Raw genomic sequence first — 15,975 nt, forward strand, 5'->3', positions numbered from 1 at the left:
CAACTGATTAAGGTGCAGATTTTTTATGACGAAATCCCTCTATTTTTATAGTTAGATACCACTATTCCACTTTAAACATCCCCATCATACCGAGATTTTCATGTTCTAAAATATGGCAATGGTACATTTTCAACCCAGTATGTCCTTGCTTAAAGCGAATAATCACTTTTTCATAAGGGCGTAAATTAACCACATCTTTTAACGCTCTGCCTTCTGGCTTAAAGGTTTTACCGTTTAACGTATGTTGAATTACTTCAAATTGAGTGCCGTGTAAATGGAATGGATGATCCATATGGCTTTCATTGAAGATTTCCCACTGTTCCACTTCATTCAATTTGGTAACAAAATCAATACGGTTCATATCAAAGGTTTGACCGTTGATTAAGAACATACCATTCATCATTGGTGGAATAGGGTTGTCCGTTAGTGTTGTAGTAGCGTGATGTGTACCGTGATTCATCATTGGCATATTCGTATGGTTCATCATTTTTTCACTAAAGCGAATTTGGCGAACCTGCTTTGGCTCATCCCAGTTAGGCAAGGACCTTAAGCTTTCAGGTAACTGAACAGGTTCTGATTTCACCTGAATTGTGGCTAAAGTGAGATCTTTAGGCTGTTCTTGAACCATCATCTTACGGCGATCATAATAACCGCTTTGTAAATTGACTGTTCCTTGCGTTTCACCCACCATAATCACTTCAACGCGTTCGGCTGGTGTAAGTAGCAGTTCATCAACAGGCGAGCGAGGTTTTTCAAGTAAACCACCTTCGGTACCCACCACAATCCATTTCACCCCTGGAATGTTTAAACGAAAATAACGAGCGCTAGTGGCATTCCAAAGACGGATTCGTTCATTCGTTTTCACTTGAATCTGGGGCTGATATTGACCGTTGATTAACACAAATTCACCCTCACGACCGTTCATCCAATCTAACATCGTGTTTGCTGGAATGGTGCCATCGGCATTTAAACGCAGATCGGAAATCACCCAATGTTGTTCAGGAAGGTGTGCAAGCGGATCATTTTTCGCTTTAACAACGAAAGTGCCTGCTAAGCCTTTATAGACTTGTTCGGAAACATGGTCATGTGGATGAGGGTGGTACCAATATGTCCCAGCACTGCCTTGAGGTAGCGTAAAGCGATAGACTTTTTTCCCTTGCGGTTCAACCATATCCATCGGGTTACCATCCGCCTCATTTGGTACATCTAAGCCGTGCCAATGTACTGTTGAGGGTTGTGGTAGGTGATTGATAAATTCAATTTCTACGGTATCGCCTTCAAATACTTCAATTTGTGGCCCTGGTAGTTGTCCGTTATAAGCCCAAAATTCCGTTTCTTTATTGTCTGCGAGGCGAATTTTAATTGGCTCTGCTTTTAAAGTGGCTTTGAACAGTCCAGCTTGAGTCGATTGATTAGCAAGTTTTGGTAATATCCCATTAAGCGATAAACCTGAAGGCATTGCCTCAGTTGGCATTAGGCCAGTAGGTACTGAATGCATCATCGCCATATTGCCATGTTGTGCGTGGTTCATCATATTCGCAAGGCTATAAAGCGAGCTACTGGCTAAGCTAATTCCAATTCCATAACGTAAAAAATCTCGACGTTTCATTCTTTCCCCCCCTATTGGTTATAGGATTTAAACACTTCACTTTCACCGTTTTTCTTAATCAAAACAACATCATAAGGATCTTTGCGTCCGCCGTATGCTTCACCGTCCATACCTGGTGAACCAATTGGCATTCCCGGTGCAGACAAGCCTATTGCATCGGGTTTTTCTGCGAGTAAACGTTTGATATCCTCAGCAGGTACATGTCCTTCAATCACATAGCCATCAATCACGGCTGTGTGGCAAGAAGCATGTTCATATTTAATGTTAAAGCGCTTATGAGCATCATAATTGCCTGTTTCGTTGACTTTAACCTCAAAACCGTTTTTCTGCATATAGCTGATCCATTCATTACAACAGCCACAAGTCGGGCTTTTCCACACTTCCATAGAAAGTGTTTGTGCTTGAGCAAAAGCGGTTATGCCTAAACTTAAAAGCAACAATGAGCGGGTGAATTTATGTAATTTCATAAGATGTCCTTATTTTTTATTGAGATTGAATGGACATCATTTTAAAGCTTAACCTAGGGTTAAGGTCAAGTAATCTGAAAAAATTCTATCATTTGAAAAATTTTCTCAAAATCCTACTGCTTGTAGTAGAGATATGCCAACGTACCATCCACTATTATTTTTTAAAATGTGATCAGAATTATTATTTATGATGTTCTGAATGACCACCTTGAGTATTCGGCATATTCATATTAGGGTTCATTTCTTGATGCATCTTCATCATTTCTTCAGGCGTTATTTCGCCCGTCATCATTTGGTTGTGCATTTCTGTTATTTGTTTAGCATCCATTTGCATTGAATGAGTCATTGCTGGTGTAGTGGGTTGATAGCCTGCTGAAATAGGATCTGCCATGCCAAAGATCATAGCAAAGTGACTCACAAATAAGAAAATCACAAGATAAACCGCATGTAATTTAATTTTTGCACTATCCACGAGATTTTTATGAATAACTTTTAATTCCATGAGTAAAATAATAAAAATAGGAAAGGTAGCTAATAATAGTGATGCAATTGATGCGATATCTACCCAACCACGCCATTCAGTAATAGTCGGTACGATAAAACGCTTACAAACCGACCGTATTGACTTACTCTATCAACACCGTGTTGATCCCAATGTGCCGATTGAAGAGGTGGCTGGCGCTATTCAAGATTTAATGAAACAAGGCAAAGTTTTGAATTGGGGCTTGTCGGAAGCAGGCGAGAAAACCATTCGCAAGGCACACGCTATTCAGCCTTTAACCGCCGTACAAAGCGAATACTCGTTGTTTTTCCGTGGTCGTGAAAAAGATGTCATTCTCGTTTGTGAAGAATTAGGGATTGGGTTTGTGCCTTGGTCGCCGCTGGCAATGGGAGCATTGGCTGGTTATGTGGACGAGAACAGCCGTTTTGAGGCTGATCCAAGCAAAGATTTGCGTGGTATTATCCCACGCTTTACACCCGAAGCGATGCAACAAAATGTGAAGTTAATCCAGCTTGTGCAAAAATGGGCAAAACGCAAACTTTGTACGCCTGCACAGCTTTCTTTGGCCTGGCTAATGGCACAGAAAGCGTTTATCGCGCCAATTCCTGGGACGAGCAAAGCCCGTCATTTGTTGGATAATTTAGGCGCAGACGATGTGAAATTTACCGAAGAAGAATTGGCGCAATTCCGCCAAGAATTAGAAGCCATTGAAATTGTCGGCTTGCGTTTGCCTGAAGCAATTTTGAATTTTTCAGAAGCGAAATAGTTTTCAGATACCTGAAAAAGTCGTAAATAAAAATTCTTTCTTACAGCGGTCGTTTTCATAAAATCCTTTGAAAAACGATCGCACTTTTTCTTGAATATGTAGCAAGATTAGTGGAAGATTTATCGAAATTGAAAGATATTGGGAAAAGGGTAAAACTGGAATCAGACAGATGATTAGGCAAAACGCTATAGTCAATAAGTGTAAAAATGGCATAATCAACTCAATGAATTTATGGACAAATATTATCTGTTTGGTATTTTATAGTAAGTACATTGTGTAAAAATAAAATCTGAAATTTAGTCTTTTTATACTTTATTTTTACGTACTCATACTTCAATCTGGGAAACTTAATATTTAATTAATTGATTTAAAAGAATTTTATAATTTACATTCCTAAGTGATATAGAAACAACCGTTCTGAATTCCATATACATAAATTCTGTAAAAATAAATTACAAAACTAGCTTTACGTTGGTCCAGCGTAATTAAATAAGTGGACACCATCCTAAACTATCTTCTATATCTCATTGCATCTGGAATTAATCTTGCCAAAATAGAGGTTTATAAAGATTTTTCTCTTGGAGTAAATTCTCTAGTTCTAAATTTAATTCAGTCAAATCATAAAAAGATGAAGGTGAAATACCGGCATGTTTAGCTAATAAGATCGCATTTTTTTCGTTATAAACATATACTGGAAATTGTTTTACTCCATTAGCAAGCAACCATATTGTTCTTGTAATACCGTTAATAAATGAGCACCATGTAACTTGTTCCTCTGAATACCCTACTAATTTTTTAAACCATAAAAAAGATTTTTCGTAAATTGGAGTACTCTTGATATATTCCGTACAACTTACGTCTGCTAATGGGACGGGATTTGTTCGTCCAATTCGAAATGCTCTTTCTGCATGGTGAAATTTGTTATCGTTTCTCCATTCTCGTTCACTTCCTGAACTAAGATGAATATCCTGTAGGTATGGTGCATTTTTCCACATAGCTAAAAACTTTGTATCTTGAACAAATACTATTTTTTTAACTTCATCGCTAGATGAATGATAAATAGGATGTTGCATATATACTTTGCAATTATCCTTAGTTGATAATTCAAAAAGTAAATGGTTTTGTAATGTATATTCAGGCTGTTCAATAAAAATAGCATGGTGTGGAAATTTCATTAATTCCATTAATTAAATCCTTTCTGTGAATTGAAAAAGTATTTATGGCTATTAAATAATCTACAAAACCAATATAGCATTTTTTTATCTTTATACTCAAAATGGTTTCGAGTAGATTTTAATCAGACTTTAGCCAAAAATGAATACTAACCAACTATTTTAAGGAGAACTACATGCGTTATTCTAAATTTTCTCTACTTTTAGTAGCTTCAACCATACTTATTACAGGTTGTGCAGAACTTAGTGCCATTAACACAAAGGTAGGTGAAATTGCCGGAGAAATTAATCAACGTGTTTATGGGGCAAACTCTAGCAATACGACCGTAAATCATAATGGGGTGACTATTCACAATAAAGATGGGAGTCTTACTTCTCGCCAAAATATTGACCAACTCTTTATTAAAGTAAGACGTGAGTTTGGGTTTAGACCTATAGAATCTGATAGTCGAGCAGGAAAAGTTTATCATACAGTACCTGGTACACTTTATCATGTTTCAGGCTTTTTCGGGCATGATGAAGATTCTCGTGGTATTTCGTTAGGCGATAACTACCTTGAGGTGATTCTTGAGAAAACCGGAAGTAATACCGTCAGTGTGAGCTGGGAAATATCAGGGAGTGAAGCCTGGATTAGACGAGCTGAATCACGCTTAACTAAAGTCATAAAAAATTAGTAATTTCATTAAAACACTCCTAGAGAATTATCCCAGCTATATTGCTGGGATTTTTTTATCAAACTCGCTTTTTTCTCAAGAGATTAAGTTATTGAGAATAGTCTCCTCCTTGTTTGTAATACTCCAATAATCAGTCATCTATTGGAGATAATATGAAACTCTTTCTTTGTGAAAAACCCTCTCAAGGTAATGATATTGCTAAAGTACTCGATGCAACTACACGTGGTGACGGCTGCTTATTTACTGCTGATAAACAAATCTGCGTGACTTGGGGGATAGGTCATTTAGTAGAACAATTCCAGCCTGAAGAATATGACCCCTCTTTCAAACGTTGGTCATTTGAAACCCTACCTATTATTCCGGGTGAGTGGAAGTTATCACCTAAGAAAGAAACAAAAAAACAATATAATATCGTTATGGCTTTGATCAAAAAAGCAAGTTCAATAGTTATTTCTACAGATGCTGATCGTGAAGGCGAAATGATAGCAAGAGAATTACTTGATATTGCAAAATTTAACGGACAAGTATTGCGTTTATGGTTATCGGCATTGGATGATACTAGTATTCGTAAAGCATTATCGGTACTGAAATCAGGAAAAGAGACGGAACCATTATATTATACTGGGATTGGTCGTAGTCGTTCTGACTGGCTTATTGGCATGAATTTTTCGCGTCTATTTACGTTATTAGCACAGCAGCAAGGTTATCAAGGTCCCCCTTTAAGCGTGGGGCGAGTGCAAAGCCCAACTCTTGCAATGGTTGTAAACCGAGATCGCGAAATTGCAAATTTTATTCCTAAATCACATTTTGCATTAATAATACAGTTACAGACGCAACAAAATCAGTCTTTCCTAGCAAAATATATTGTCCCAGAAAATTATTTAGACACTGATGGACTTTGTTTAAATGGACAGTTTATACAACAAATTAGTGCTGATATTCAACGTCTCCAAGCTGCTACAGTAACATCCGTAGAGACAAAGCGTGATAAAAATGCAGCGCCGCTATTATTTGCTTTAAGTGATTTACAATCAGAATGTAACCGTTTATTTGGTATGGGAGCACAACAGGTTTTAGATATTGCTCAGTCACTATATGAAAAGCATAAAGCAACAACCTATCCTAGAACTGATTGCGGTTATTTACCTGAATCTCAATTTACAGAAGTACCTCGGGTTTTATCCAGTATAGTGAAAGCGAATCCCAATTGGCAAAAAATTGTTCCTCTCTTAAACTTATCTCAAAAATCACGAGCATGGAATGATAAAAAAATTACCGCTCACCACGGTATTATTCCAACGATGAGCACAGTGAATTTAAACGCAATGAATGAAAGTGAACTAAAAGTGTATGATTTAATTTGTCGTCGTTATTTAGCACAATTTTTGCCATTCTTTGAAGTGGATAAAACAGTTATTCACTTGCAAAGTGGACAACATTTATTGCTAGCTAAAGGAAATCATGTGATTACAGCAGGTTGGAAAGTTTTATTTGGAAATACAGATGAATCTGAGTATGACAACGATAACCAAGGACTTCCAGCATTAAATACAAATCAAGTTTGCCAAATTATATCAAGCGAAGTTAAAGCCTTAAAAACCACGCCTCCGTCACATTATACAGAAGGTACATTATTGAGTGCGATGAAAAATGCAGCGCGGTTTGTTACAGATGAACGACTAAAACAACGTTTACGAGAAACCGAAGGTCTAGGTACAGAAGCAACTCGTGCCGGCCTTATTCAAGGTCTTATTGATAAAGGCTTCCTGAAAAAGAAAGGGAAGCAAATTCTAGCCACAGAACAGGCAAATGCTTTAATTGATAGTTTGCCTGATTTATTGAAAAATCCGGGACTTACTGCGCTTTGGGAACAAGCACTTAATCAAATTGCAGAAGGTTCAATGACACTTTTAGATTTTATGAAGAAACAAGAAGACTTTATTCGTATGTTGATGAATAATTGTCTCAAACAAGGAATAAATCTGGGTAAGATTGAAATTCGAAAATGCCCACTTTGTGGTAAGCCAATGCGAAAAATTCAGCATACTAAGGGGACTTTTTGGGGATGTTCAGGTTATCCTGAATGTCAGCACAAAGAACCAGATAAAAAATCAGCAACATCCTCAAAATCGAAGAAATCATCTTCGGTCAATGTAACTGAACAAATTGCTAATTTGCGTAGTCTCATTAAGTAAAAATTAGTTATGTAACTATTAAAACATGTATTACCACTAAAAATAAAATAATTATTAGGGTATTAACATATTAAAATGGCATGGAAGTAATATAATAATAGTGATACCATAATAAGCATAAAGAGCCGTTTGTGAATTGTCGGTTATCAATTCACAACACTAGCCGAAATGTCTCCCAGCATTCTGAGAGGGAACTCTGTGATTTTACAGGAATGCCACCTAAACACTGGATAGAACTCTTATACTATCCCATCTGGTCAGCCTCGCCATTGTAACGTCCTAAGTATATTTACAGAATAAGTGTAATTATGACGTTGCAATGGCTTGCTACTTATTCTTTTCCTGCGCCCACAGGTGAATAAAGGGTGCCCTTTGTGTCCTTGCGATGCCAAAGATTTACCGATTAAAGGCCACTAAGTAATCGGATAATTTGCAAAGAAAATAAAAGCACGTAACGAAGGTGACGTTATTTTCTAACGTAATTTATATTGGTCTACCTGTATATGATTTTATTCATTCTATATAGCCCCTCATTAAGTTCTATCTTATTGAGGGGCTTTCCTTTTTGCAATTCTCGGAAACGTAAATTTAATTAGCTGTTTTTTTACCAAGACAAATTCAGTAAATTGAACTCATTAAGTCGCTGGGAACAGCTCTTAAAAAAGTCGTAAGAACTCTTGAGAAGCGACGGTTACCCTTGAGGTAAAGGAGTTCAATGCCAAAATGTCTTCCAGCATTCTGAAAGGAAACACTGTAATTTTGCAGGAATGCCACCTAAACAGCATATCAATTTACCCTAGCGGGGAACGTTTTTCCCGTGTTGGGCAAGGATGTTTCTCCGCTTTTTTTATCTTTGGAGAAACAAACTATGACTACTCAAACTTCTACTCAACAAGCAAATAACTATTTCGATCTTCATACTCATGGCTTAGGCTATTTAAGCCGTATTCGTGATGTTGATCCGAAGAAAGGAAATTCATTTATCGCTTGTCAAATTGCTGCATTAGCTGGTTCGAGTGATAAGCCCGAATATCGCTATTTTGATGTTAATGTCGTAGGTCATGAAGCCGAAAGACTCATCAAAAAATGCGAAAATGCGGTTAATGCAAAGAAAAAAGTTCTCATTTCTTTTGTTATTGCTGATTTATGGACTGATATATTTACTTATTCAACTGATAGTAAATTCCATAAAAAAGGTGATACTGGTGTGAGTCTCAAAGGCCGTTTAATTCGCATTAAGATGATTAAAATCGATGGTGAATTAAAATACCAAGAACAACCAAAACAAAATAAACAAGAAACTTTCGATGCAGAATAAACCTAAGACCAACAATTTTTGTTGGTCTTTCTCATTTTAACATTTACATTATATTAAATCCCATAGGGAAACATGGTTCCCTTTGGGAATGGTGTTTCCCTTTCTTATAGGAGAAATACCATGACAATTAACACTTATGCAAAATTTGCACCTACTGTTTTTGTTGCTAAATGTGCCGAATCTCACGAAAAAGGTGAAATCATTACATTAACAAGTAAATACGGAAACGAAACAGAGGTAGAGATACATAATCTTGTCAAACAACAAGACGGATATTATTTTTACTCCTTTACTCGTTGTGATGGGATGAATAGCCAAGTGCGAGCGACTCAGAAAGCAGAACGCTATCAAAGCTATGCAAATAATGCAATGAAACGTAGCCAACAATATTGTGAAGCAGCTAATGAGGGACGTGATTTTTTGACTCTAGGTGAACCGATTAAAATTGGCCACCATAGTGAAAAACGCCATAAAGCTTTAATTGAACGTAATGCCCGCCGGATGGATAAATCTGTTGAGGAAATGCATAAGGTAGAAAGTTACGAAGGTAAAATTGCTTATTGGGAATTAATGGCAGATAAAATTGATTTATCTATGCCTGAAAGTCTTGAATTCTTTGAATTTAAATTGGCACAAGCTAAAGAAAAACATCAAGAATTAAAGACTAATCCTGATAAACGAACTCATAGCTATTCATTAACTTATGCCAAAAAAGCGGTTAATGAACTTGAGAAAAAAGTGAAATTAGCTAAATTACTTTGGTCATAAACATTGATTTTACCCTTAGGGAATACATTTCCTAAGGGGATGTGTTCCCTTTTTTGGAGAACACATTATGAATCGTAACATTGTGAAAGCATCATCTCATAAACTCGGAGCTGAAACTCGCTCTTTACTAGTTAAAGCAGAAATTGCAAAACAATGCGTAATCCCTGAAACAGTAAAACTTGGAACTATTTCAGCCACCCGAGCAGTTATTGAACTACTAGGTAAGAATAAGGCTCTAGAGCTTATTCATCGCCATGAGTACAAAGACTATGGTGATTTAGATGAACATGATATTTATGCAAATGAATTATCACTATTGGTAGGGAATAGAATTGTTTCAAGCTACCAGGTTGAAAATGAGAAGATTTTCATTATCACAGAAGCAGATCGTAGTTACACAACAATTATGATGGCTAATGAATATTAAATCAGCTTTCCAAAAGTACCACACAGCAATGTAGTGGTACTTTTTCTATTTTGCCTAAATTTTATCTTAATTTGTAAAAGAATTTTCTATTCAAATTCAAGGCTAAGTTTTACATAGTGAGATCCCATTTATGGCAAATGATTGGAGAGTTAATATGAATAAACAACTATCGCTGACCGCACTCTTAGCTTTGATCTTAAGTGGCTGTGTCGCTAAAAACACTTCTGAAACAGAAATTACCCCCCTTCCTGAGTTTCCAAATATTCAGGCTACAAATACCCACTTAAAACCGATACCTCCTGAGCCAGAAGCTAGAATTGTTCAGAATGATATTTATCAATATTACACACCGTCTAACACAGAAGTAATTCGTGATGGTCGTTATACGCTTGTGAATATCTCACCGGAAGATGGACAGAAATTCTTATTAGAACAAGTTGTCTCAATCAATATTCTTCCGAAGAATAAAAGAAATCTAAATAAAAGTGTTGAACAAGGTTTACGTAGTACATTACAGCATACCGGACTTGACTTATGTTATGCATCTGGAATGAATGTAGATCATAATGTTGGTACTCTTTTCTCCCGTCCGCTACCTAAAGTACATTATCAATTTGGCCCGATGAAACTCTATGAAGCCCTTCAAATGATTGCAGGCCCAGGTTATGAAATGACCTTGAATGAAGTTACTCGGACAGTATGCTTTAAAACTCGAATTTCTCCAGTCGATCATCAGAAAAAACCTCTCGAAGAAGTTACTTCGACCACAACTACAGAAATTATTGAGGATAAATAATGTGTAATTCAAAGACTCTTTTACTATGTGTAGGGTTATTAAGTAGTTCCGGAGTGAGTTTTGCAAGTGTTTCTACAACCGTGAATCAGCAATCATTAACACAGCAAAACTTAAATACCGGTACGACTACGCAACAGAAATCCATCCAACAAGCGGCTGAATGGGGCTTAACTACAGAAGAATGGAATCGTTATACGGCATTGATGGCCGGCGAACGAGGAATGTGGTCGCCTAATTTAGATCCATTAACCGCTTTAGGTATCGAAGCAAAAACAGAAGCTGAAAAGATTAAATATGCTCGCATGCTTGCGGAACGTTTCCGTGCCAGAGTATTAAAAGAGATTGAATTCGACAAAATTTATCGGCAGGAATATGAAAAAATGTACCCTGAAGAAACGGCGTTTGCAGTCGAACCTCATATATCCCAATCTGTCGGAAGAGTTATTTACTTTACACGTTTAGATAATTGTGCATCTTGTAAAGCTGACCTCAGCAAGATCTTAAATCATGTCAATACCCAAACACCTATAGACATGTTTATTGTCGGCGATAATGTTTCTGATGACGCAATTCGCAAATGGGCAAAAGATAATCATATTGATGCCAGCAAGGTACAACGTAAATTGATTACGCTCAACCACGATAACGGCTATTGGTTTAAATATTCGTTTGGCAAAATGCCCGCTGCTTATCAAGTGAAAGGAGACGGACAATGGCAAGCTCTCACTTATTAGTCACACTTTTAGTGATAGGAATGACATCTCAGTCGGTATTGGCTAAGCCATTTACCGGCTTTGGTAATGATGTAGACAGCTATATCCAAACTGCAGCAAATCGGTACCAAGTCAGTGAAACAATGTTACGTGGCTTAGTGAAAATGGAAGATGGTTGGTTAAATAAATTATCTCCTACTGGAGCAACTGGCGTTGGTCAATTTACTGTAGGTACTTGGAATTGGTTAGCTGAGAGAGATGAAGGCCGAGCTCTTGGAATGGTTCGTGTTACTGCTCGTAGTCGAGGTACTTTAGCTGATCCTCGCCGTAATAAACGTATTAATACCTTAGCAATTGGAGCTTTGGCTAGATGGCACATCGCACGCTTTCAAGAACTAGGTATTCGCATTACAGATGAGAATCTCTATATGGCACATAATATTGGATTAGAGGGACTACATCGTGCTTTGGTAGGTAAATCAACAAAAGAAGACATTCGTAATATGCGCTTAAATGGTATGAAACGCTGGATGACGGTTAATGATTTCTTAACCTATCAGAAAAGACGTTATAACACACACAAGTTTGAAGCAAATTTCATGCAAACTGCACAAAAATCTTCGCCTCTAATAAAATCTAGCAGACCTATGAAATGGGTTGAACCGGTAGCTATAGCAAAAATACAACCCAAACCAAGAAACGAAACTATTATGGTAAATAATGTATCTTCACAAATGAAATGGATTGAGCCTACAGGCTCAATGGTATGGATAGAACCGACACATTAAGGAATTTAATAATGAAAAAAGTGATATTTATGCTTATTACGTTAGGATTGTCTTTTAATGTTTTAGCTGAAAATATTGTGATTGCAGATTACGGTGGGGAAAGTACAGTACGTTTTTACGAATCACTACAACCGGAACATGATCAAAATGCGCCCCATTACCCTAATGCACTTCCTTCTAGCGTTTCTGAATTCGATATACTTCCGGTTGTGTCACATAAATTAACACCAGGTAAAGTTGAAAATAAAGCCTTTGATTTAGCAGGTATTCAGCCAATTTTTCTTATTGGCACAGATAACTTATCTCGATACTGGATAACAGATAATTATCAAAAATTAATGCAATTGAATGCCACAGGGTTAGTTGTTAATGTGGATACTCAGCAAGAATTAATTGCCTTACGGAATATTGCTCCTGAATTACGCTTATTACCCGTATCCGGTGATGATTTAGCCGAACGAATTCCTTTATCTCATTACCCCGCATTAATTACAGAAACAGGAGTATCTCAATAATGACAACGAAGCATACTTTAGAGGCATTATTACGCCCTCCGGTTGAGTTTTTCCCAGCGACTGTTCATGCTTGTTGTGCATTGGTTAGTGCCACTGCGCCTTGGTCATTAGCCCTTCATCCTAGCATTGGTTATGGTATTGCAGCAGGTTTTGGAGCATTAAGTGCTTATAGAGCCAAACAAGGCTGGCGCATCGTCAAATATCATCAAAATTTGAAACGACTACCATATTATGCAATGACTAGTCGTCAAATACCTGTAAGTTCTAAATTTTTATTTGTCGGCAAGGGGTTTGAATGGGAGCCTATTCACACGCAGCGTTTACATGACTGTTTCTCATCAAATGGTTCCAAATACCGTAAACCGTCCAAATTATTCCAACAAGTACGTGAATATGAAAAACGCCATGAAAATTGGCTTACTGGAATTACCTCTTTAGATTCACCTTGGAACCCTTTTAGACCGCTTCCCCCAGTAGAGGGTATTCCAGCTATTCATGGGATTGAGCTAAATGAAGTAGATGTTGTTCAAGCTATCAGTTCTCGTGTAGGACATACGGCTGTATATGGTACAACCCGTGTAGGAAAAACACGGTTTGCTGAAATTTTAGTAACACAAGATATTCATCGAGGAAAAAAAATAGAAGAACGTGAAGTTGTTGTATTTTTTGATCCTAAAGGTGACGCAGATATGCTGAAACGCATGTATGCAGAAGCTAAACGTGCAGGTCGAGAAAATGAATTTTATGTTTTTCACCTTGGCTATCCTGAGATTTCTGCTCGTTATAATGCGGTTGGACGTTTTAACCGAATTTCTGAGGTTGCGGGGCGTATTTCAGGACAACTTAGTGGGGCTGGCAACTCTGCCGCATTCAAAGAGTTTGCGTGGCGATTTGTCAATATTGTTGCACGAGCTTTAGTGGAATTAGGGCAACGTCCAGACTACGTACAAATTTCTCGCTATGTGCAAAATATTGACTCATTATTCCTTGACTACGCTAAAACTTTCTTCAATAAACAAGATAAGCAAATTTGGCTGAAGTTATCAGAAATTGCTGCGAACGTTGATGAAAAAATGCTACCGTTTGGAATGAAAGATCGCCCTTTAATCTTTATCGTAAATAAATATATTAGTGAGAATGATGTTTTCGACCCAATTCTCCAAGGCTTAGCAAGTGCGGTACGTTATGATCGCACATACTTTGATAAAATTGTTGCCTCATTATTACCATTACTAGAGAAATTAACGACCGGGAAAATTGCTGAATTGTTATCTCCCGACTATTCAAATATCCAAGATGAACGTCCTATTTTTGACTGGGAATCAATTATTCGTAAACGTGGTATTGTTTATATTGGATTGGATGCTCTTTCTGATGCAACTGTTGCGGCAGCTGTAGGAAATAGTATGTTTGCCGATCTCGTTTCTATGGCTGGTCATTTATATAAATTTGGCATTAATGAGGGACTCCCCGAAAAATTAGGGGGGAAAGTAAAACAAGTAAAAATCAATCTACATTGTGATGAATTTAATGAATTGATGGGAGATGAGTTTATTCCCCTTATCAATAAAGGCGGCGGTGCTGGAGTTCAAGTAACAGCGTATACACAGACGCTCTCAGATATTGAAGCTAGAATTGGAAGTAAAGCTAAATCAGGACAAGTTGTGGGTAACTTTAATACCCTATACATGTTCCGTGTGAAAGAACCGGCAACCGCCGAGTTACTCACAAAACAGCTCCATGATGTGACTATTCTACGCAGTACTGTTACGTCAGCAACGACGGATTCAAGCAATCCCGATGATGATAAAGCCTTCAGTTCTAATACAGGACAACGTATTTCTGAAACCACTGTACCAATGCTTGTGCCTGCAAATATCACTAATTTACCCAAAGGGCAAGCCTTTGCTTTAATGGAAGGCAGCAAGTTATGGAAAATTCGTATGCCATTACCTGCAGTGGATAAGGATGATGACATGCCTCATTCATTGAAGGAATTAACAGAGAAAATGAAGAAAAATTATCATGTAATTGATAATTGGTGGGAACCAGCATTTACGGAATATACGCCTTCAAAAGCAATCGCTGAAGCCTTTGAAACTATGGCTGGTGAAAATAGAATCAATCACCCAGATCATGCTAATTATGATTTTGATATAGATGTACCAAATGACAATGACATTGAAGAAGAGGAACTCCAAGATGACGATGAATAATTTACCCAGTAAAAATGGAATTAATTTATTAGATTTACCGAATAAACGTATCAAATTTGATGGCCCATTTTTTATTTCTTGTGCGTTACCACAGTCTGATGATTTGTTGATACATTGCCAACCTTATATTAATGATTTATTTGAGAATCGTTTCTCGCTTCATCAGTTCGCTGAAAAGTGGGAGACAGATGGTATTTCTTTATGGTTGGCTCAAGATGTTGAACAATCTGAATTGGAACAAGAAGGAAAGATATTTGCCTTTTATTTGATGTTTTCAAAAGGAATGGAAGGCTATGTTCTTATCCAATGCCAACTTGAATCACAGGATTTATTACAATGAGTGAGAAATCTCCACCTAAACCACGAAATAAAGGCATATTTAGTCGAATATGCTCACGCATCAACATGATGATTGCAACATTAGTACTTTCACTTTTGTTAAGTATCTTATTAGAATGGGTTGGTATTACTTTTTGGTGGCCAGAACAAGGACATTTACATAGCCAAAATATGATGCTGACTGAAATGCAATGGTTATCTGATGATTTCACCCAGAGTATTTTCACGCATTCATCTGCTGATTTAGCGACAAATATTATCGGAAATATGCATCATTGGGTATTTGTAGAGACCGGAATCCAAGGTTGGTTAGCAAATCCTGGTTCAAATCAATGGGAACAATTGATTTATCATTATGGTAGAGCTTATATAGAATCACTTATCTACGTTTTTATCATATTCTTGATCCGATTAATTATCATTGTTTTTACAAGCCCATTATTTCTTTTTGCCGGTGCAGCCGGACTCACAGAAGGATTAATGATGCGAGATATACGTAAATTTGGTGCTGGTCGAGAATCGGCATTCATTTATCACCATGCTCGTCGATATGTGATGCCGTTAATGATTACTTCATGGGTAGTATATTTATCATTACCATTTTCGATTCATCCTAATATTATTTTAGTACCTTCCGCACTGTTATTTGGTCTGGTCATCTGTATTACCTGCGCAACATTTAAGAAGTTTTTATAATTATAAGGAGAATA

Annotated in this window: 17 protein-coding genes; 13 read left to right on the plus strand and 4 right to left on the minus strand. The window is 37.2% G+C overall.

Annotated features, from left to right (window positions below; translation table 11 throughout):
* Window positions 1-61 precede the first annotated feature (61 nt).
* The 3 genes from ASU1_RS04565 to ASU1_RS04575 all read right to left on the minus strand — a co-directional run bounded on the left by ASU1_RS04565 (window position 62) and on the right by ASU1_RS04575 (window position 2,674).
* Window positions 62-1,609, minus strand: a complete 1,548-nt coding sequence (locus ASU1_RS04565; protein ID WP_025342479.1) for a multicopper oxidase family protein — start codon at window positions 1,607-1,609, stop codon at window positions 62-64.
* Window positions 1,610-1,620: 11 nt separating this feature from the next.
* Window positions 1,621-2,076, minus strand: a complete 456-nt coding sequence (locus ASU1_RS04570; protein WP_005612095.1) for a DUF411 domain-containing protein — start codon at window positions 2,074-2,076, stop codon at window positions 1,621-1,623.
* 181 nt (window positions 2,077-2,257) lie between these two features.
* Window positions 2,258-2,674, minus strand: a complete 417-nt coding sequence (locus ASU1_RS04575) for a DUF6803 family protein (protein ID WP_316244961.1) — start codon at window positions 2,672-2,674, stop codon at window positions 2,258-2,260.
* On the opposite strand from ASU1_RS04575, the gene ASU1_RS04580 reads away from it, so the two are divergent.
* The gene (locus ASU1_RS04580) at window positions 2,577-3,344 is read left to right on the plus strand and encodes an aldo/keto reductase (protein WP_081906447.1); all 768 of its coding nucleotides are present in this window, start codon (window positions 2,577-2,579) and stop codon (window positions 3,342-3,344) included. The two genes, ASU1_RS04575 and ASU1_RS04580, sit on opposite strands and share 98 nt — an antisense overlap.
* A gap of 539 nt (window positions 3,345-3,883) precedes the next feature.
* On the opposite strand, the gene ASU1_RS04585 is transcribed toward ASU1_RS04580, so the two are convergent.
* Entirely contained in the window at window positions 3,884-4,528 is a 645-nt protein-coding gene (locus tag ASU1_RS04585; protein ID WP_005607792.1) for a plasmid fertility inhibition factor family protein, read from the minus strand.
* 164 nt (window positions 4,529-4,692) lie between these two features.
* Between ASU1_RS04585 and ASU1_RS04590 the strand changes: the two genes are divergently transcribed.
* From ASU1_RS04590 to ASU1_RS04645, 12 genes are all read left to right on the plus strand, one after another.
* On the plus strand, window positions 4,693-5,190 hold the full coding sequence (locus tag ASU1_RS04590) for a hypothetical protein (RefSeq protein ID WP_005607794.1): 498 nt from the start codon (window positions 4,693-4,695) through the stop codon (window positions 5,188-5,190).
* A 152-nt stretch (window positions 5,191-5,342) separates the two neighbouring features.
* Window positions 5,343-7,385 (plus strand): DNA topoisomerase III, encoded by a 2,043-nt coding sequence (locus ASU1_RS04595; protein WP_039195103.1) that lies wholly within the window; start codon window positions 5,343-5,345, stop codon window positions 7,383-7,385.
* Between the two features lie 868 nt (window positions 7,386-8,253).
* Window positions 8,254-8,703: an STY4534 family ICE replication protein gene (locus ASU1_RS04600; protein WP_039195105.1), complete on the plus strand. Its 450-nt coding sequence runs from the start codon at window positions 8,254-8,256 to the stop codon at window positions 8,701-8,703.
* Window positions 8,704-8,823: 120 nt separating this feature from the next.
* Entirely contained in the window at window positions 8,824-9,471 is a 648-nt protein-coding gene (locus tag ASU1_RS04605) for a DUF3560 domain-containing protein (RefSeq protein WP_005620766.1), read from the plus strand.
* Window positions 9,472-9,538: 67 nt separating this feature from the next.
* Window positions 9,539-9,898, plus strand: coding sequence for a hypothetical protein (locus ASU1_RS04610; RefSeq protein WP_197696922.1), 360 nt, complete (start codon window positions 9,539-9,541; stop codon window positions 9,896-9,898).
* A 154-nt stretch (window positions 9,899-10,052) separates the two neighbouring features.
* Window positions 10,053-10,694 carry a PFGI-1 class ICE element type IV pilus protein PilL2 gene (pilL2, locus tag ASU1_RS04615; protein WP_039195107.1) on the plus strand — a complete coding sequence of 214 codons (642 nt, stop codon included), beginning with the start codon at window positions 10,053-10,055 and terminating at the stop codon, window positions 10,692-10,694.
* Entirely contained in the window at window positions 10,694-11,428 is a 735-nt protein-coding gene (locus tag ASU1_RS04620) for a TIGR03759 family integrating conjugative element protein (RefSeq protein WP_005620758.1), read from the plus strand. Before pilL2 ends, ASU1_RS04620 begins: the two co-directional genes overlap by 1 nt.
* The gene (locus tag ASU1_RS04625; RefSeq protein WP_005620755.1) at window positions 11,407-12,195 is read left to right on the plus strand and encodes a hypothetical protein; all 789 of its coding nucleotides are present in this window, start codon (window positions 11,407-11,409) and stop codon (window positions 12,193-12,195) included. The genes ASU1_RS04620 and ASU1_RS04625 overlap by 22 nt, the downstream gene beginning before the upstream one ends.
* Window positions 12,196-12,206: 11 nt before the next feature.
* Window positions 12,207-12,710, plus strand: a complete 504-nt coding sequence (locus ASU1_RS04630; RefSeq protein WP_039195109.1) for an integrating conjugative element protein — start codon at window positions 12,207-12,209, stop codon at window positions 12,708-12,710.
* Window positions 12,710-14,926 (plus strand): type IV conjugative transfer system coupling protein TraD, encoded by a 2,217-nt coding sequence (traD, locus tag ASU1_RS04635; RefSeq protein ID WP_039195111.1) that lies wholly within the window; start codon window positions 12,710-12,712, stop codon window positions 14,924-14,926. Before ASU1_RS04630 ends, traD begins: the two co-directional genes overlap by 1 nt.
* A complete protein-coding gene (locus tag ASU1_RS04640) occupies window positions 14,913-15,266 on the plus strand; it encodes a hypothetical protein (RefSeq protein ID WP_039195113.1) in 354 nt (117 codons plus the stop codon). Before traD ends, ASU1_RS04640 begins: the two co-directional genes overlap by 14 nt.
* Complete coding sequence (locus ASU1_RS04645; RefSeq protein WP_039195115.1) at window positions 15,263-15,961, plus strand: TIGR03747 family integrating conjugative element membrane protein; 699 nt, start codon at window positions 15,263-15,265, stop codon at window positions 15,959-15,961. Before ASU1_RS04640 ends, ASU1_RS04645 begins: the two co-directional genes overlap by 4 nt.
* Window positions 15,962-15,975: the final 14 nt, after the last annotated feature.

It is taken from the genome of Actinobacillus suis ATCC 33415 (genome assembly GCF_000739435.1).
In the GTDB taxonomy this organism is placed as follows: Bacteria; Pseudomonadota; Gammaproteobacteria; order Enterobacterales; family Pasteurellaceae; genus Actinobacillus; species Actinobacillus suis.